The sequence below is a fragment of the Pseudomonas lini genome (genome assembly GCF_030812475.1).
In the GTDB taxonomy this organism is placed as follows: domain Bacteria; phylum Pseudomonadota; class Gammaproteobacteria; order Pseudomonadales; family Pseudomonadaceae; genus Aquipseudomonas; species Aquipseudomonas lini_A.
In genome coordinates, this window is record NZ_JAUSSR010000025.1 from 1 (window position 1) to 17,498 (window position 17,498).

The 17,498-nt window shown below is 61.2% G+C and carries 13 protein-coding genes and 1 pseudogene; 8 read left to right on the forward strand and 6 right to left on the reverse strand.

Annotation, left to right across the window (positions count from 1 at the left end; genetic code table 11):
• Window positions 1–292: 292 nt before the first annotated feature.
• Window positions 293–544 (forward strand): sulfurtransferase TusA, encoded by a 252-nt coding sequence (tusA, locus tag J2W17_RS30255; protein WP_373460065.1) that lies wholly within the window; start codon window positions 293–295, stop codon window positions 542–544.
• Between the two features lie 262 nt (window positions 545–806).
• On the opposite strand, the gene J2W17_RS30260 is transcribed toward tusA, so the two are convergent.
• The 3 genes from J2W17_RS30260 to J2W17_RS30270 all read right to left on the reverse strand — a co-directional run bounded on the left by J2W17_RS30260 (window position 807) and on the right by J2W17_RS30270 (window position 3,135).
• Complete coding sequence (locus J2W17_RS30260; protein ID WP_307343771.1) at window positions 807–1,229, reverse strand: type II toxin-antitoxin system HicB family antitoxin; 423 nt, start codon at window positions 1,227–1,229, stop codon at window positions 807–809.
• Between the two features lie 32 nt (window positions 1,230–1,261).
• Complete coding sequence (locus J2W17_RS30265; protein WP_307343773.1) at window positions 1,262–1,438, reverse strand: type II toxin-antitoxin system HicA family toxin; 177 nt, start codon at window positions 1,436–1,438, stop codon at window positions 1,262–1,264.
• 287 nt (window positions 1,439–1,725) lie between these two features.
• The gene (locus J2W17_RS30270) at window positions 1,726–3,135 is read right to left on the reverse strand and encodes an MATE family efflux transporter (protein WP_307343777.1); all 1,410 of its coding nucleotides are present in this window, start codon (window positions 3,133–3,135) and stop codon (window positions 1,726–1,728) included.
• Window positions 3,136–3,583: 448 nt separating this feature from the next.
• On the opposite strand from J2W17_RS30270, the gene pdxB reads away from it, so the two are divergent.
• Window positions 3,584–4,726, forward strand: a complete 1,143-nt coding sequence (pdxB, locus tag J2W17_RS30275; RefSeq protein ID WP_307343780.1) for a 4-phosphoerythronate dehydrogenase PdxB — start codon at window positions 3,584–3,586, stop codon at window positions 4,724–4,726.
• A gap of 286 nt (window positions 4,727–5,012) precedes the next feature.
• Here the strand turns inward: pdxB and J2W17_RS30280 are convergent, their stop codons facing one another.
• Window positions 5,013–5,192 carry a PA1571 family protein gene (locus J2W17_RS30280; protein ID WP_307343783.1) on the reverse strand — a complete coding sequence of 60 codons (180 nt, stop codon included), beginning with the start codon at window positions 5,190–5,192 and terminating at the stop codon, window positions 5,013–5,015.
• Window positions 5,193–5,456: 264 nt separating this feature from the next.
• Here J2W17_RS30280 and J2W17_RS30285 point away from each other — a divergent pair, with 264 nt between their 5' ends.
• Both J2W17_RS30285 and J2W17_RS30290 read left to right on the forward strand, forming a co-directional pair.
• Window positions 5,457–7,244 (forward strand): ABC transporter transmembrane domain-containing protein, encoded by a 1,788-nt coding sequence (locus J2W17_RS30285; protein WP_307343787.1) that lies wholly within the window; start codon window positions 5,457–5,459, stop codon window positions 7,242–7,244.
• A gap of 341 nt (window positions 7,245–7,585) precedes the next feature.
• Window positions 7,586–8,611 carry a Fic family protein gene (locus J2W17_RS30290; RefSeq protein ID WP_307343791.1) on the forward strand — a complete coding sequence of 342 codons (1,026 nt, stop codon included), beginning with the start codon at window positions 7,586–7,588 and terminating at the stop codon, window positions 8,609–8,611.
• Window positions 8,612–9,037: 426 nt separating this feature from the next.
• Here J2W17_RS30290 and J2W17_RS30295 read toward each other — a convergent pair whose 3' ends face one another.
• The gene (locus J2W17_RS30295; RefSeq protein ID WP_307343794.1) at window positions 9,038–10,966 is read right to left on the reverse strand and encodes a transglycosylase SLT domain-containing protein; all 1,929 of its coding nucleotides are present in this window, start codon (window positions 10,964–10,966) and stop codon (window positions 9,038–9,040) included.
• Window positions 10,967–11,179: 213 nt separating this feature from the next.
• Between J2W17_RS30295 and J2W17_RS30300 the strand changes: the two genes are divergently transcribed.
• Complete coding sequence (locus J2W17_RS30300) at window positions 11,180–13,096, forward strand: ATP-binding cassette domain-containing protein (RefSeq protein WP_064676754.1); 1,917 nt, start codon at window positions 11,180–11,182, stop codon at window positions 13,094–13,096.
• Between the two features lie 282 nt (window positions 13,097–13,378).
• On the opposite strand, the gene J2W17_RS30305 is transcribed toward J2W17_RS30300, so the two are convergent.
• Window positions 13,379–13,819 (reverse strand): universal stress protein, encoded by a 441-nt coding sequence (locus tag J2W17_RS30305; protein ID WP_137807672.1) that lies wholly within the window; start codon window positions 13,817–13,819, stop codon window positions 13,379–13,381.
• A 204-nt stretch (window positions 13,820–14,023) separates the two neighbouring features.
• Between J2W17_RS30305 and J2W17_RS30310 the strand changes: the two genes are divergently transcribed.
• The 3 genes and pseudogenes from J2W17_RS30310 (at window position 14,024) to fadB (ending at window position 17,481) form a co-directional block, all read left to right on the forward strand.
• Window positions 14,024–14,461 carry a hypothetical protein gene (locus tag J2W17_RS30310; protein ID WP_307343801.1) on the forward strand — a complete coding sequence of 146 codons (438 nt, stop codon included), beginning with the start codon at window positions 14,024–14,026 and terminating at the stop codon, window positions 14,459–14,461.
• A gap of 45 nt (window positions 14,462–14,506) precedes the next feature.
• Window positions 14,507–14,584, forward strand: a pseudogene (locus J2W17_RS30315) (outer membrane lipoprotein carrier protein LolA); the annotation flags it as partial.
• Window positions 14,585–15,333: 749 nt separating this feature from the next.
• Entirely contained in the window at window positions 15,334–17,481 is a 2,148-nt protein-coding gene (gene fadB / locus J2W17_RS30320) for a fatty acid oxidation complex subunit alpha FadB (RefSeq protein WP_307343804.1), read from the forward strand.
• Window positions 17,482–17,498: the final 17 nt, after the last annotated feature.

The window sequence follows — 17,498 nt, forward strand, 5'->3', positions numbered from 1 at the left end:
GGAGCCGGCTTGCCGGCGAAAGCGGTGGGTCAGTCGACGTTGATGTTGGATGTTGGGCCGCCTTCGCTGGCAAGCCAGCTCCTACATGGAATTGGTGTCGTGCCTGGATCCAGTGATCGACACAGCCCCTGTAGGAGCCGGCTTGCCGGCGAAAGCGGTGGGTTAGTTGACGTTGATGTTGGATGTTGGGCCGCCTTCGCTGGCAAGCCAGCTCCTACAGGTGCGGTATACGCCACAGGTGACGTTAAACCCGGCAATGCGCGACAATGCCGGTAAGTTTCAGGAGTGAACCATGAGTGAAATGACCGATACGCCGGTAGACGGCACCCTCGACGCCACCGGCCTCAACTGTCCGGAGCCGGTGATGATGCTGCACCAGCACATCCGTGACCTGGTGCCCGGCGGCCTGCTGAAGGTGATCGCCACCGATCCGTCGACCCGTCGCGACATTCCCAAGTTTTGTGTGTTTCTCGACCATGAACTGGTGGCGCAGCAGGAAGAGGCAGGTACCTACCTTTACTGGATCCGCAAGAAGTCCGGTTAAAAACCTGCGTGGGCGCTATGGCCACCTGTAGGAGCTGGCTTGTCGGATCGCCGCACCGCAGCGAAGGCGGCCTCAAGCCTTGCAGCGCCCATGACGAAGCCCTCGCCTGTAGGAGCGAGGCTTGCCCGCGAAGGCGGCCTCAAGCCTTGCAGCGTCCATGAAGACGCTTTCGCCGGCAAGCCTGGCTCCTACGGTGAAGGCGGCCTCGAGCCTTGCGCCGCCCATGAAGACGCTTTCGCCGGCAAGCCTGGCTCCTACGAGGTCACGCGGCCTCCAGGACCAACATCAGGCGACGCCCCAACAGGCCCAGGGCGCGCTCGACCTGCTCGATTTTCGACGCGTGCAGAAAATCTACCAGCCGATCGACGACCTGGCGTGTACAACCCAGGCGGCGGGCCAGCTCGGCGCGGCTCACGCCCTCATCGAGCATGGCGTTCCACAGCATGATCTTGGCCACGGTCAACGCGGGCAGGTGCAGCACGTTGGCCGGATCGCTGGCCGGCGACGCGGGCGGGATCGGCCGGCGCTGATCGACGTACAGCGACAACGCCGACTCCATGCCGTTCAGGGCTTCGGCAAAGGCCTCGCCCAGAGTATCGCCTGCGGCGTTCATTTCCGGGATATCCGGGCACGACAGCCAGACGCCAGGGGCTTCGTGGTGCAGTTCCAGCGGGTATTGATACATAACGCCCTCACCGTTCAGGGTACAGCTGAGCCTCAATCCTTAAGGCCCAGCTGTTTGATGATGGTTTTGCGCAACCCTTCGTGCATTTCCTTGCTGCCGTGGTCCGCAAAAATGGTGGCTTTGCCATTCAAGGAGAACTTGAAATGACTGCCTTTGGCGCTTTTGAACTCAACGCCTTGGGCCAACAACCACCGCCGAAACCGCTGCACTTCATATCAAAGTCTCATGCCGTTTCGGTGAAGTCATGATGCAACACTTGTGTTGCTATGGCAACACGAGTGTTGCATATTTTTTGGCCGTGATTAACTAGCGGGAGACAACCGCACTTTCGTTTCGTCACCGCCATGAAGACGACTTCGTTGTAGGAGCGAGCTTGCTCCGGGCGGCGTTCCGACGATTGTCGTTAACGATAACGCGTGTTTACTGATTAAACGTGGCGCTCTTAAGTCCATCGCGAGCAAGCTCGCTCCTACAGGGGTTCAGCGTTCCCCACCATTCAGCGGTATGCATCCCCTACGCGAATCTGCCTGCGGGCACTGCGCGTCAGGCGGATCGACAGCATCAGCGCTGCGCAACTCAGGCCGACGATCAAGCCTTGCCATAGCCCGCTCGGGCCGCTCGGGGTGCCGAACCAGTCGGTCAGGCCCAATGCGTAGCCCACCGGCAATCCGATACCCCAGTAGGCGAACAGGGTCAGGATCATCGTTACCCGGGTGTCCTGGTAGCCACGCAACGCGCCGGCCGCGGTGACCTGGATTGCGTCGGAGAACTGGAACAGCGCCGAATACACGATCAGCATCGCCGCCACCCGGATCACCGTCGGGTCGGCGGTGTAGATGGTTGCGATCTGTTCGCGCAACAACAGCATCATGCTCGCGGAAATGCACGCATACGCCAGCGCCGTGCCCATGCCGACCCCGGCGGCGAAGCGCGCTTCACGGGGCTGCTGGCGCCCGAGGGCCTGGCCGACGCGCACGGTCACCGCCATGCCGAGGGAGTAGGGGATCATGAACACCAGCGAGCTGAAGTTCAGCGCGATCTGGTGCCCGGCGACCACGGTTGCGCCGAGGCTGCCGATCAGCAGGGCGATCACGGCGAAGATGCTCGATTCGGCGAACACTGCAATCCCGATCGGCAAGCCGATGCCCAGCAGGCGTTTGATCACCGACCATTGCGGCCAATCGAAGCGGCTGAACAGCTTGCTCGATTGGTAGGCCGGCGCCCAGCGTTCCCAGCCGGCCATGCCCAGGGCCATCACCCACATCACGATCGCCGTGGCCCAGCCGCAACCGACGCCGCCCATGGCCGGCACCCCGAAGTGGCCGTAGATGAAGATGTAGTTCAGCGGGATGTTCAGCGCCAGCCCGCACAAGCCCAGGACCATCGCCGGGCGCGTGCGGCCCAGGCCGTCACTGAAGCAACGCAGCACATGGTAGACCGCGACGGCGGGCAGGCCGCTGGCGATGCCGTGCAGGTATTGCATGCAGGGGCCGATCAGCTCGGGATCGACCTTCATCAGGTGCAGGATGGGTTCGGCGCCCAATAGCATGATGGTCGCAATCAAACCCACCACCAGGGCCAGCCACAGGGCCTGGCGCACGATCGGGCCGATTTCGCTGTGGGTGCCGGCGCCGAAACGCTGGGCGACTTTCGGCGTGGTGGCCAGCAGGGTGCCGGTCATCAACAGGAACACCGGGACCCAGATCGAATTGCCCAGCGCCACCGCCGCCAGGTCCCGCGGCCCGACCCGCCCGGCCATCACCGTATCGACGAAGCCCATGGCGGTGGTCGCCAGCTGCGCGACCATGATCGGCAGCGCCAGGGCGAGCAGGTTTTTAAGCTCCAGGCGGACCCGGGCGGGGCGGGTGAGGGCGGGAGCGGCGGGGCGGTCGGTTACGGAATTCAAGGGCGAAACGTCCAGAGGTGTTTGATGCGCGAGGCGGGGCATTCTACCTGTTGACGCAATGGTCAGGAAAAGTCCTGTGTTGGGGATTTGTAATCGCCTGTGCGCGGTACTCGATCCCTGTGGGAGCAAGCTTGCTCGCGAAGGTCTTCAACGATGACGAGGGCTACTTGAATGAACATGGCCTCCTGTAGGAGCAAGCTTGCTCGCGATGGTCGTCAACGATAACGCTGGAAGCCTGATACCCCGCGGCGCTCTCAGGTTTTTCGCGAGCAAGCTCGCTCCTACAGGGGGGGCGTGTCAGTTGACATTGATGTTGCCTGGCAGGTCGCTTTCGCGAGCAAGCTCGCTCCTGCAGGAGGCGGGGTCTTTTTATATAACGGTGAACGATGCCCGCTGGCCCACCACAGCCATCTACGCCTACACTGCCAACCCGCCAAAGGAGCCTGCCATGCTGATTGTTGCCGACGAAAATATCCCGCTGCTCGATGCCTTCTTCGAAGGCTTCGGTGAAATCCGCCGGGTGCCGGGACGTTCCATCGACCGCGCCACCGTCGAGCAGGCCGATGTGCTGCTGGTGCGTTCGGTGACCAACGTCAATCGCGCGCTGCTCGAGGGCAGCAAGGTGCGTTTTGTCGGCACCTGCACCATCGGCACCGATCACCTGGACCTGGATTACTTTCAGCGGGCCGGCATCACCTGGTCCAGTGCTCCCGGCTGCAATGCCCGGGGCGTGGTCGACTACGTGCTGGGCAGCCTGCTGACCCTGGCCGAGATCGAAGGCGCCGACCTGACGCAGCGCACCTACGGGGTAGTCGGTGCCGGCGAAGTGGGGGGCCGGTTGGTCAAGGTGCTGAAAGGGCTGGGCTGGAACGTGCTGGTCTGCGATCCACCCCGACAAGCCGCCGAAGGGGGCGACTACGTCAGCCTCGAGCAGATCATCGAGCAGTGCGACGTCATCAGCCTGCACACGCCGTTGAAGAAGCACGGTGCGCAGTCGACCTGGCATCTGTTCGACAGGCACCGCTTGAACCAACTCAAGCCCGGCACCTGGCTGATCAACGCCAGTCGTGGCCCGGTGGTGGATAACGCCGCGTTGCGCCAGGTGCTGTTGCAGCGTGAAGACCTGCAAGCGGTGCTGGACGTCTGGGAAGGCGAGCCTGAAGTCGATGTGGCGCTGGCCGAGCTCTGCGTGCTGGCGACGCCGCACATTGCCGGGTACAGCCTCGATGGCAAACAGCGCGGCACGGCGCAGATCTATCAGGCCTATTGCCAGTTCCTCGGGCAACCGGAGCAGGTGAGCTTGAGCGATCTGCTGCCGGCGCCGTGGTTGTCGCAGGTGACCTTGAGTGCGCAAAGCGACCCGGCCTGGGCGTTGGCGATGGTGTGCCGGGCGGTGTACGACCCGCGCCGGGACGATGCGGATTTTCGCCGCAGTCTGGTAGGCAATGTGAGTGAACAGCGGGCGGCGTTTGACGCGTTGCGCAAGCATTATCCGTTGCGGCGGGAGATTGATGGGTTGCAGGTGCGGATTGAGGGGGATTCGGCGGAGTTGCAAAAGATGGTGGTGGCACTGGGGGCGGTGGCGGTTTAGGACCGAGTCGGCCCAATCGCGTGCAAGCTCGCTCCCACAGGTCATGTGTCGATTTCGGCATCGCATTGATTCTGTGGGTGATGGTGGTGGCACTGGGGGCGGTGGCGGTTTAGGATCGGGTCGGCCCAATCGCGAGCAAGCTCGCTCCCACAGGTCATGCGTCAATTTCGGCATCGCGTTAATCCTGTGGGAGCGTGGCTTGCCCGCGATAGGGTGCGCAGCACCCTCAAAAAGCGCCCATAAAAAACCCGGCCACCTGGGCCGGGTCAAGAAGACGGTGGCTATATCACTTTTGTTTGGCAGGCTCGACCAACTTTTTCTCCAGTTCGCGGCAAGCGTCCTGGATCATGTTTTCAGTGATCGGTACTTCGCGCCCTTGTTCATCGATAATCGAGCAACCCAGAGACTGGTCTGGCTGTGTGCGGATCACTTCAATCTTGTCTTCGCTGCTGTTTTGCAAGGACATGCCTGTCTCCTCATCAGGTTGTGTGCTTACTGTAAAGCCGCCAGGTGACCGGGCTGTGACACCTCCCTGCGATCTTTCTGGCGGTACCATCAGTCCACCAGAAATACTGCGGACTCGCCACCCGGACTTTAGACCAATAGTGTCTAGGGCCTAGGCAATGCGGTCATAATTAAACCGACTCATTGTGATTTACACAATTGCCGCCCTGTCGAGCGGTGTAGGCTCCCCGATTAATGGTTCTATCGCGTACAGGGACGGTCCCCGATGCTTTCTGCTCGTCAACGCCGCGCGTTTCGCCTGGCCAGTCGATTTCTCTCGCCGTATCGTTGGCCGGCCCTCGGTGCCTTGATTGCCTTGGTCGTCACGGCCGGCATCACCCTGTCCATGGGGCAGGGCATTCGCCTGTTGGTGGACCAGGGGTTCATGACGCAGTCGCCGCACTTGCTCAATCAGTCCATCGGCCTGTTCCTGCTGCTGGTGCTCGGCCTGGCGATCGGCACGTTCGCGCGGTTTTACCTGGTGTCGTGGATCGGCGAGCGCGCGGTCGCAGACATCCGCCGCCAGGTGTTCAACCACCTGATTTACCTGCACCCGGGGTTCTACGAAGACAACCGCAGCTCTGAGATCCAGTCGCGCCTGACGGCCGATACCACCTTGTTGCAATCGGTGATCGGCTCTTCGCTGTCGTTGTTCCTGCGCAACCTGCTGATGGTGATCGGCGGGATCGTCCTGCTGTTCGTCACTAACCCCAAGCTGACCAGCATTGTGGTGATCGCCTTGCCCCTGGTGATCGCGCCGATCCTGATTTTCGGCCGCCGCGTGCGCAGCCTGTCGCGCCTGAGTCAGGACCGGATTGCCGATATCGGCAGCTACGTCGCCGAAACCCTGGGCCAGATCAAGACCGTGCAGGCCTACAACCATCAGGCGCAGGACGAGCAGCGCTTTGCGGTGACCGTGGAAGAGGCTTTCGACACCGCCCGCAAACGCATCTTCCAGCGTGCCTGGCTGATTACCCTGGTGATCGTGCTGGTGCTGGGCGCGGTTGGGGTGATGCTCTGGGTCGGGGGCATGGATGTGATTGCCGGGCGGATCTCCGCGGGTGAACTGGCGGCCTTTGTCTTTTACAGCCTGATTGTCGGCAGTGCGTTCGGTACCTTGAGCGAAGTGATCGGCGAATTGCAGCGCGCCGCCGGTGCCGCCGAGCGGATTGCCGAGTTGTTGCGCTCGGAAAACATCATCCAGCCCCCGACCACCGGCCTGGTGACCTTGCCGAAACGGGTCAAGGGGGACCTGGTGCTGCAAGACCTGCGTTTTTCCTACCCGTCGCGTCCGCAAAGCTACGCCGTCGATGGCTTGAATCTGACCATCAACGCCGGCGAAACCCTGGCGCTGGTCGGACCGTCCGGGGCCGGCAAGTCGACGGTGTATGACTTGCTGCTGCGCTTTTACGATCCCGCCGAAGGCCGCATCCTGCTCGATGGCATCCCCCTGACCCGACTCGATCCGCTGGACCTGCGTCGCTGCTTTGCATTGGTCTCGCAAAATCCGGCGCTGTTCTATGGCAGCATCGAAGAGAACATCCGCTACGGCAACCCGACAGCGACCCTGGCCCAGGTCAAGGAAGCGGCCGCCATCGCCTACGCCCATGATTTTATCGAGGCCATGCCCAACGGCTACCAGACCCACCTGGGTGACGCCGGCCTCGGCTTGTCCGGCGGCCAGCGCCAACGCCTGGCCATCGCCCGGGCGTTGCTGGTGGATGCACCGATCCTGCTGCTCGACGAAGCCACCAGCGCCCTCGATGCCCAGAGCGAGCACCTGATCCAGCAAGCCCTGCCCAGCCTGATGAAAAACCGCACCACCCTGGTCATCGCCCACCGCCTGGCCACGGTGAAAAATGCCGACCGGATTGCGGTGATGGATCAAGGGAAACTGGTGGCGGTGGGGACGCATCAGGAGTTGATTGCGAGCAATGCGTTGTATGCGCGGTTGGCGGCGTTGCAGTTCAGTGACGGGAAAGCCGAATCCGATCCCGGCAAAGAACCGGTGTAGGAGCCGGCTTGCCGGCGAAGGCGGTGGCCCATCTAGCAGATGTGTAGTCTGGCAGACCGCTTTCGCTGTGGTGCGGCGATCCGACACGCCAGCTGCTGCACGGGACTGGCGTCGTGCCTGGATCCTGCGACCGGTACGTCACCCTGTGGGAGCTGGCTTGCCAGCGATGGTCGTTAACGATTACGCGTGCTTATAGGTTGAACGCGTCGCCCTCAGGTTTTTCGCTGGCAAGCCAGCTCCTACAGGGGATCTTCAGTGAACACCAGATCGGTGAACGAGATTAATAAATCTGGCTGCGTTCGGGCATTATGTCGGCCTCAGTTGCGAGCCTGGATGAGGATATGAGCCGTTATCAACCACCTTTGACCCTGACCACCCGAATACTGGCGTTGATCGCCGAGATCAGTGAACAAATCGGTCAGCTGTTGGCTGTGGATGATCGTCGGCAGACGCCTCAATTGCGTCGCGGCAACCGGATTCGGACGATTCAGGCGTCCTTGGCCATCGAGAACAATACCCTCAGCATCGAGCAGGTAACTGCTGTGCTCGCGGGGCAGCGAGTGCTGGGGTTGCCTCGGGAAATCCAGGAAGTGCGCAATGCCTTTGCGGCCTACGAGGCCATGCCGGATTGGCAGCCAAGCAGTCGAGTCGACTTGCTGCAGGCTCATCAGCTGTTGATGCACGGTTTGATCGATGACTTTGGTCAGTTGCGCAAAGCCGGTGTGGGTATCTCCCGGGGCGAGCAACTGGTTCATATGGCGCCACCGCCCAGTCGCGTTGCGCATTTGATCGATGATCTGTTGGCGTGGCTGGGTGCTTCTGATTGGCACCCGCTGATCATCAGTTGCGTGTTCCATTACGAGTTTGAATTCATCCATCCATTCGCCGATGGCAATGGACGCATGGGGCGTCTTTGGCAGACCTTGATTCTGAGTCAGTGGCGTCCAGTGTTGGCTTACCTGCCGGTCGAGACGGTGATTCGGGAGCAGCAGGATGCTTATTACGCGGCGTTGTCGGCAGCTGATCAGTTGGCTGAATCGACGCCTTTTGTGGAGTTCATGCTGCAGGCATTGAGTCTTGCGCTTAAGGAGGCGACGCAGAGCGAACCAGCAACCGACCAAGTAACCGACCAAGTAACCGACCAAGTAGCGAGATTGCTTGGGTCGCTCCTTGGTAAGGGGCCGATGAAGGTCAGCGAGTTGATGGAAGAGGTCGGATTGGCACACAAGGCGACCTTCCGTGCTAACTACCTCAAGCCGGCGTTGGCTGCAGGTTTGATTGAAATGACAGACCCCGATTCGCCGAAAAGCCCGGCCCAACGATATCGGCTTACGGAGCTTGGCAAACGAGCCGCTACTACGAGATGAGGGCAGCACAGTCAACATCGACGTCGACTGGCACTTGGCGGCGAAGACGGCGGCACGTTTGGCAGAAGTGTTGGCTGACAGACCGCTTTCGCTGGCAAGCCAGCTCCTACAGGGGATTTTCAGTGAACGCCAGATCGGTGGACGCCACCGATCCGTGTAGCAGCCGGCTTGCCGGCGAAGGCGGTGGCACATTCAGTAGAGGTGTTGGCTGACAGACCGCTTTCGCTGGCAAGCCAGCTCCTACAGGGGATTTTCAGTGAACGCCAGATCGGTGGACGCCACCGATCTGTGTAGGAGCCGGCTTGCCGGCGAAGGCGGTGGCACATTCAGTAGAGATGTTGGCTGACAGACCGCTTTCGCTGCGGTGCGGCAATCCGACAAGCCAGCCCCTACAGGATGGTGTGCGAACGCAGGGGCGTGGCTGAATCACTGATCGTCAAAATACCGCTCATGCCAATCCACCAGCGGCTGTGGCGAGTTGAGTTTCTGGCCGTAGATCACCGAATACGACAACACGTTCTGCACGTATTGGCGGGTTTCGTCGAAGGGGATGCTTTCGACCCACACGTCAAAGCTCAGGTGATCCGCGCCGCGCAACCACTGGCGCACGCGGCCGGGGCCGGCGTTGTAGGCGGCGGAGGCGAGAACGCGGTTGCCGTTGAACTGCGCGTGGACCTGGCTCAGGTACGCGGCGCCGAGCTGGATGTTCTTGTCCGGATCGAACACCTGCTGCGGCGAGGCCAGCGGAATGCTGAACTTGCGCGCGGTTTCCTTGGCGGTGCCGGGCATCAGCTGCATCAGGCCGCTGGCGCCGACGCTGGAGCGGGCATCGTCCATGAAGGCGCTTTCCTGGCGGGTGATGGCGAACACCCAGCTCGAATGCAGCCCACGGACCTTGGCTTCTCGCACCAGGGTTTCGCGGTGGGCCATCGGGAAGCGGATGTTCAGGTCGTCCCAGTACTGCGCCTGGCTGATGGTGCGGATCGCAGGGAAATACCATTTCAGGTCGTAGGCCAGTTTCGCCTGGGCGACCATTTCATCACGGTTGAAATGGCGGCTGACGTGGTACCACTCGCGACGGCCGTCGACGATTTGCCCGCGGGCGTGGAACTCCAGTGCCCGACGGATGCCCGGGGTGTTGCGCACCTTGTTGATCAGTGCCTGGCTGAGCACCAGCGGTTTGTTGTTCAGCGAGTAGGACGACTGCGAGCGGTCGGCGGCCAGGAACCCGTAGAAATCACGCTCGCGGGCCAGGCTCTTGTAGAGCGTCTGCGCTTCCGCGCTCTGCGGCTGCGCCAGTTCCAGGCTGCGCGCCTGCCAGTAGCGCCAGCGGTTGGTCGTCGCCAGGTCCTGGGGCAGTCGGCGGCTCAACTGGTAGGCATCGTCCCAGCGGGCCAGGCGCAACAGCAGGCGCATGCGCCATTCCGACACGGTGTTGTCGCGCAGTTCCGGGTCGTACCTGGTCATCATGTCCAGCGCGCGAGGGTCGAACCGCTTGGCCAGGGACAGTCCGATTTCCCTGGCGATCGCCACTTTTTCGTCACGGGAGAAGTGCATGCTGCTGGCGTAGCCGTCGAGCATCTGCATCGCCCGGTCCGGGTCCTGCCGCGCCAGGCGGCGCAGGCCCAGGCTGACCACGTCGGACATCGGCTCGTCGGCCGGAATGAACCGTGACGGAGCGTTGAGCAATTCGGGTTTCTGCGCCACTTCCACCAGCAGGCGCCCGCGGGGGGCGAGGGTGGTCAGGCCGTTGACCAGGCTGTTGGCCAGCGGATAGTTGCGCGCCTGGGCCGCGAGCTTGGTGCGCTCCCAACGGCGTTGCTCGGTCAGCTGGCCTTCGGCGGCCCAGATGCCGAACAACGTGTCGCAAGCCTCAGGTTGGGATTTGCCTGTCAGCCAGAGTTTTTGCGCGTTGGCGTAGCCTTCGGTTTTCTGGTTATGGGTGATCTGGTACTGCGCGTTCAGGCAGTCCAGCTCGGTGAAATTCATCTTCGGGTCGTAATACTTGACGAAGGTCGCCCAGTCGCCGCGTTCGGACAACCAGCGCAACCAGCGCAATTTCATCCAGTTGGCCTGGGGCAGGTCACCGTGTTCGGCGAGAAATTGTTCGATTTCGGCATTGCTCGCGTATTTCAGGCGTGCGGTCAGTTCGTCATACGCCAGGTACGGTTCCAGCGGATAATCGCTGAGGGCCTGGCGGTAGCGGAAATACGGGCCGCTGTCACCCTTGGCCAGGGCGCGCTTGGCTTCATCGTAATACTGGCGTTGGGTGGACAGATCCACGGCCTGGGCGGAGTGGACGACAGTGGCAGTGAGAAGAAAACAGGACAAAAGACTAAAAAGGCGACTGCGCATGAGACGTCCGGGCAGAGAAATCATGACAAGCGCAAGCGATGCCCGCGCTGAATTGTCTGTAGCTTAGCCTTTTGCCAGCAACGCGCGAAAGCTTTGCGGGCGTGTCGGCATCAACTCGCAACATTTGTCATGCAGAGTGTCGCCAAGGTGAAATTGCCGGCCTTCTGCAGCCTCAAGTCAGGTAGAATGCGCGCCCGGTTTTTGGAGAAGCTCATGACCCTGCTCAAATTCAGCGATGTGTCCCTTGCTTTCGGCGCTATGCCGTTGTTGGACAAGGTGTCCTGGCAGATCGCCCGTGGTGAGCGGGTGTGCATCATCGGCCGCAACGGCACTGGCAAGTCCAGCATGATGAAGCTCGTCAAGGGCGACCAGAAGCCTGACGAGGGCTCCGTTTGGCGCGCGCCCGGTCTCAAGATCGGCGAATTGCCGCAAGAATTGCCGGTAGCCGACGAGCGGACCGTGTTCGACGTGGTGGCCGAAGGCCTGGACGGTGTCGGCGAACTGCTCGCGCAGTATCACCACCTGAGCCAGAACATCGTCACCGACGCCGACCTGGACAAGCTGATGCATGTCCAGCACGACCTCGAAGCCCGTGACGGCTGGCGTTTGCAGCAACTGGTCGACAGCACCTTGAGCCGTCTGCAGTTGCCGGCCGACAAGACCCTCGCCGAACTGTCCGGCGGCTGGCGTCGTCGCGTCCTGCTGGCCCAGGCCCTGGTCTCCGAACCGGATCTGTTGCTGCTCGACGAACCGACCAACCACCTGGACATCGGTGCCATTGCCTGGCTCGAAGAAGCGCTGAAGGATTTCCAGGGCGCCGTGCTGTTCATCACGCACGACCGTTCCTTCCTGCAGAACCTCGCGACGCGCATCCTCGAGCTGGATCGCGGTGGCCTGATCGACTGGAACGGCGATTACGCCAGTTTCCTGGTGCACAAGGAAGCCTCGTTGGCCGCTGAAGAAACCGCCAACGCACTGTTCGACAAGAAGCTGGCCCAGGAAGAAGTCTGGATCCGCCAGGGCATCAAGGCGCGCCGCACCCGTAACGAAGGCCGCGTGCGTGCCCTGAAAGCCCTGCGCGTCGAGCGCAGCGAGCGTCGTGAGCGCACCGGAAAGGCCAACATCCAGCTGGACACCGCCGACAAGTCCGGCAAGCAGGTAATGGTCCTCGAGAACGTGAGTTTCGCTCACCCGGGCGGCCCGTTCCTGATCAAGGATTTCTCCATGGTCCTGACGCGCGGCGACCGTATCGGCCTGCTGGGCGCCAACGGTACCGGCAAGACCACCCTGCTCAAACTGATGCTCAGCGGCCTGCAGCCTACCAGCGGCACCGTGGAGGAGGGGACGCGCATCGACGTGGCCTACTTCGACCAGTTGCGCCATCAGCTGGACCTGGAAAAGACCGTGATCGACAACGTGGCCGAAGGTCGCGACTTCATCGATATCGATGGCCAGAGCCGTCACGTGCTGAGCTACCTCGGCGACTTCCTGTTCAGCCCGCAGCGTGCCCGCACGCCGGTCAAGGCGCTGTCCGGTGGTGAGCGTGCCCGTCTGTTGCTGGCCAAACTGTTCAGCAAGCCGGCGAACCTGCTGGTGCTCGACGAACCGACCAACGACCTCGACGTCGAAACCCTCGAGCTGCTGGAAGAGGTCTTGCTGACCTTCAACGGCACCGTGCTGATGGTCAGCCACGACCGGGCATTCCTCGACAACGTGGTCACCAGCACCCTGGTCTTCGAAGGTGAAGGCAAGGTTCGCGAATACGTCGGTGGTTACCAAGACTGGCTGCGTCAGGGCGGCTCGCCGCGTTTGTTGGGCGTGACCGAGAGCAAATCGGGCAAGGCTGACCTGACTTCTGCGGTGGTTACGGCTGAGCCGGCGCCAGTCGCTGCAGTCGAAGCGCCTGTGGCGAAGAAGAAGCTCAGCTACAAGGTCCAGCGTGAGCTGGAAGCCTTGCCGGGGCAGATCGAAGCCATGGAGCAGCAGATCGCTGCCGTTGAAGCGCAGATGGCGGATGCCGGGTTTTACCAGCGTCCAGCGGCCGAAACCGCGGCAGTGATTGCCCAGCTGGAGCAGTTGAATGCTGAACTCGACATCATGGTCGAGCGCTGGGCCGAGCTGGATGCCTGATTGATCCCGCAATAAAAAAGCCCGGCGTTCGTGATGAACGCCGGGCTTTTCGTATGCAGCACGGTCTACAGCCTTTCGCAGATCCAATGTGGGAGCGAGCCTGCTCGCGATGAACCTGAGAACGCCACGGGGTGCCAGGTTTCAAGCGTCATCGTTGACGACCATCTTGTAGGAGCGAGCTTGCTCGCGATGAACCTGAGAGCGCTGCGGGGTGCCAGGTTTCAAGCGTCATCGTTGACGACCATCGCGAGCAGGCTCGCTCCTACAGGGGACGGCGTGTGGTCAGCTTTTGTTTTGCAGGCGCACCGCAAGCACGTCGCACGGCGCGCCGTGCAGCACGTCATTGGCGGTGGAGCCCAGCAGCAGCGCCAGGCCGTGCCGTCCGTGACTGCCGACCACGATCATGTCGCACCCTTGCTCCTTGGCCAGGTGGTGAATCTCCTGGCGGGGTTGGCCGTAGGTCAGGTGGCTGTATTCCTTGGACAGTTCCGGGTATTTGACGATGAGTCGGTCCAGACGCTCCCGGGCCTGATCGAACTGCTGTTGTTGCAGTTGTGACAGGTCCATCGGCACGTCGCCGCCGAAGGCCATGGCCATCGGCTCGACGATATGCACCAGGGACAGCTTGGCGCCGTTGCTCACCGACAGCTCGCGAGCGCGGTGGATGACAGGGTCGCACTCTTCGGTCAGGTCTACAGCGACCAGGATGTGGTTGTAGGGCATGAGGTGCTCCTCCTGAGGATTGCAATATAGGTAAGTATGGCTGGTTTCACGCGTATTGGTCTCAAGGTGACCTGGCGCGATCATTTAAGATCGGTGCATTTAAAAGCGGTGCGTTGAAAAGCGCTGCAAAATTTATGCATGTCGTAACGATGCATCTAAAAACGATGCATCTAAAACCGTGCATTCAAAAACCGGAGTACAGATATGACGGTCTGGATAGTGGTGTCAATCCTGTTAGTGGTCCTGAGCCCGCTGGCATGGTTGCGACCGTCCCGTGGCCAGAGCGGGCGCATGGCCCTGCGCATGGAGGCGCGGCGCATCGGCCTGGCCATGCAGCTGGCGCCTCAGGACTGGCCACACTGGCTCAGCCCGGAGCCGCCGAGCCCGTGCGCGCAATACCATAGGCCACGGCGTGGCAATCAGCCAGCGTGCTGGAGCTATTGGCAAAAATCCCCCGGGTTGTGGGTGAATCAGTGGCAGGAGGTCTGTGAGGATCCTGTGCTGCTCAATCATTTCGAAAAATTGCCGGGCAATGTGTACAAGGTCGAGGCGGACAAACAGATGATCACCCTGTACTGGGGCGAAAAGGGCGAAGCTGACGTCCTGCAGCAAATCGACGCCACCCTCAAAGCCCTGGCCTGAACCCCGATCCCCTGCCGCCCCCCTGTGGGAGCGAGCTTGCTCGCGATGGTCGTCAACGAAAACGCGGGAAGTCTGACACCGCGCGGTGCTCTCAGGTTTTTCGCGAGCAAGCTCGCTCCTACAGGGGGCGTCAACGATAACGCGGGGAGCCTGATACCCCGCGCTGTTCTCAGGTTTTTCGCGAGCAAGCTCGCTCCTACAGGGGGGGCGTCAACGATAACGCGGGGAGCCTGATACCCCGCGCTGTTCTCAGGTTTTTCGCGAGCAAGCTCGCTCCTACAGGGGGGGCGTTAACGATAACGCGGTAAGGCTGGTACCCCGCGGCGCTCTCAGGTTTTTCGCGAGCAGGCTCGCTCCCACAGGGGGATCGGGTGATTTTGGGCAATAAAAAGCCCGACATCATCATCGGGCGGAAGTTGGCCAGGCAGGCCGGAAATTACTTGTCACATAGATTGTGCGGCGGGTGTTCACCCAAAGCGTTGAAAAATATCCCGTCTCCCCGCCAGCGTAGCCTGTTAAACGCAGCCTGCCGCGTTTTAGGGCGACTTTTCTAACAATTGATCCTATGAATGGCCGTACATGCATACGCGTGTTGCAGGTCTTCGTGGTACGGAAGTGACCGTAAAGTCGCACTTCAACCAGTATTTTGGGCGATTGACAATTGTCGGAAATTCCGTGAAGGTGGCATACCCAAATCAAACGGGCGTATGAATTGAGCGTTTGTATTACAGAATGCTCCTACAGAATCCCGACTATCGCGTTGGCGGGTGTGCCGGGTGGATGGGCGTAGCATTGACGATAACCGTCCCTGCCAAGCCATTTGCCTGCGTCCGACGTGTACTGTTCAGCTTCCATATCGTGGAGATCAGTTGATGATTTACGAAGGTAAAGCCATCACGGTTAAGGCTCTTGAAAGTGGCATCGTCGAATTGAATTTCGATCTCAAGGGTGAGTCCGTCAACAAGTTCAACCGTCTAACCCTGAACGAACTGCGTCAGGCCGTAGACACCATCAAGGCAGATAATTCGATCAAGGGTGTGATCGTCAGCAGTGGCAAGGACGTGTTCATCGTTGGCGCCGACATCACCGAATTCGTCGAGAACTTCAAGCTGCCCGATGCAGAGCTTGTGGCAGGCAACCTCGAAGCCAACAGGATCTTCAGCGATTTCGAAGACCTGAATGTCCCGACTGTCGCCGCGATCAACGGCATCGCCCTGGGTGGCGGTCTGGAAATGTGCCTGGCGGCGGACTACCGCGTCATGGCCAACACCGCCAAGATCGGTTTGCCCGAAGTCAAGCTGGGCATCTACCCGGGCTTCGGCGGCACCGTGCGCCTGCCGCGCATCATCGGTGCCGACAACGCCATCGAGTGGATCGCCGCCGGTAAGGAAAACCGCGCCGAAGACGCACTGAAAGTCGGTGCCGTCGACGCCGTGGTCGCCCCGGAGAAACTCCTGGAAGCCGCACTGAACCTGGTCAAGGGCGCCATCTCCGGCGAATTCGACTACAAGGCCAAGCGTCAGCCGAAGCTGGAAAAGCTCAAGCTCAACGCCATCGAACAGATGATGTCGTTCGAAACCGCCAAGGGTTTCGTCGCCGGTCAAGCGGGCCCGAACTACCCGGCGCCGGTCGAAGCGATCAAGACCATCCAGAAAGCCGCGAACTTCGGTCGTGACAAGGCGCTGGAAGTCGAAGCCGCCGGTTTCGTCAAACTGGCCAAGAGCTCTGCCGCGCAGAGCCTGATCGGTCTGTTCCTGAACGATCAGGAACTGAAGAAAAAGGCCAAGGCCTACGACGAAATCGCCAAGGACGTGAAGCAGGCTGCCGTATTGGGCGCCGGCATCATGGGTGGCGGTATCGCTTATCAGTCGGCCTCCAAAGGCACGCCGATCCTGATGAAGGACATCAACGAGCACGGCATCGAGCAAGGCCTGGCTGAAGCCGCCAAGCTGCTGGTGAGCCGCGTTGATAAAGGTCGCATGACCGCGGCGAAAATGGCCGAAGTGCTCAACGGCATTCGTCCGACCCTGTCCTACGGTGACTTCGGTCACGTCGACCTGGTCGTCGAAGCGGTCGTCGAGAACCCCAAGGTCAAGCAAGCCGTGCTGGCTGAAGTGGAAGACAACGTCAAAGAGGACACCATCCTCGCATCCAACACCTCGACCATTTCCATCACCTTGTTGGCCAAGGCCCTCAAGCGTCCGGAAAACTTCGTCGGCATGCACTTCTTCAACCCGGTGCACATGATGCCGCTGGTGGAAGTGATCCGTGGCGAGAAGTCCAGCGAGCTGGCCATCGCCACCACCGTGGCCTACGCAAAGAAAATGGGCAAGAACCCGATCGTCGTCAACGACTGCCCGGGCTTTTTGGTCAACCGCGTGCTGTTCCCGTACTTCGGCGGTTTCGCCAAGCTGGTCAGCGCCGGTGTGGACTTCGTCCGGATCGACAAGGTCATGGAAAAGTTCGGCTGGCCGATGGGCCCGGCGTACCTGATGGACGTGGTCGGCATCGACACCGGCCACCACGGTCGCGACGTGATGGCTGAAGGCTTCCCGGACCGCATGAAAGACGACCGCCGTTCGGCCGTCGACGCGCTCTACGAAGCCAAGCGCCTGGGCCAGAAGAATGGCAAGGGCTTCTACGCCTACGAGACCGACAAGAACGGCAAGCAGAAGAAAGTCGCGGACCCGTCGGTGCAGGAAGTGCTCAAGCCGATCGTGTTCGAACAGCGCGAAGTCACCGACGAAGACATCGTCAACTGGCTGATGATCCCGCTGTGCCTGGAGACCGTGCGCTGCCTGGAAGACGGCATCGTCGAGACCGCTGCCGAAGCCGACATGGGCCTGGTCTACGGTATTGGTTTCCCTCCATTCCGCGGCGGTGCGCTGCGCTACATCGATTCGATCGGTGTGGCCGAGTTCGTTGCCCTGGCTGACCAGTACGCTGATTTGGGCGCGCTGTACCACCCGACCGCAAAACTGCGTGAAATGGCCAAAACCGGCCAACGGTTCTTCGGTTAAGCGCCCACACTAGAGCG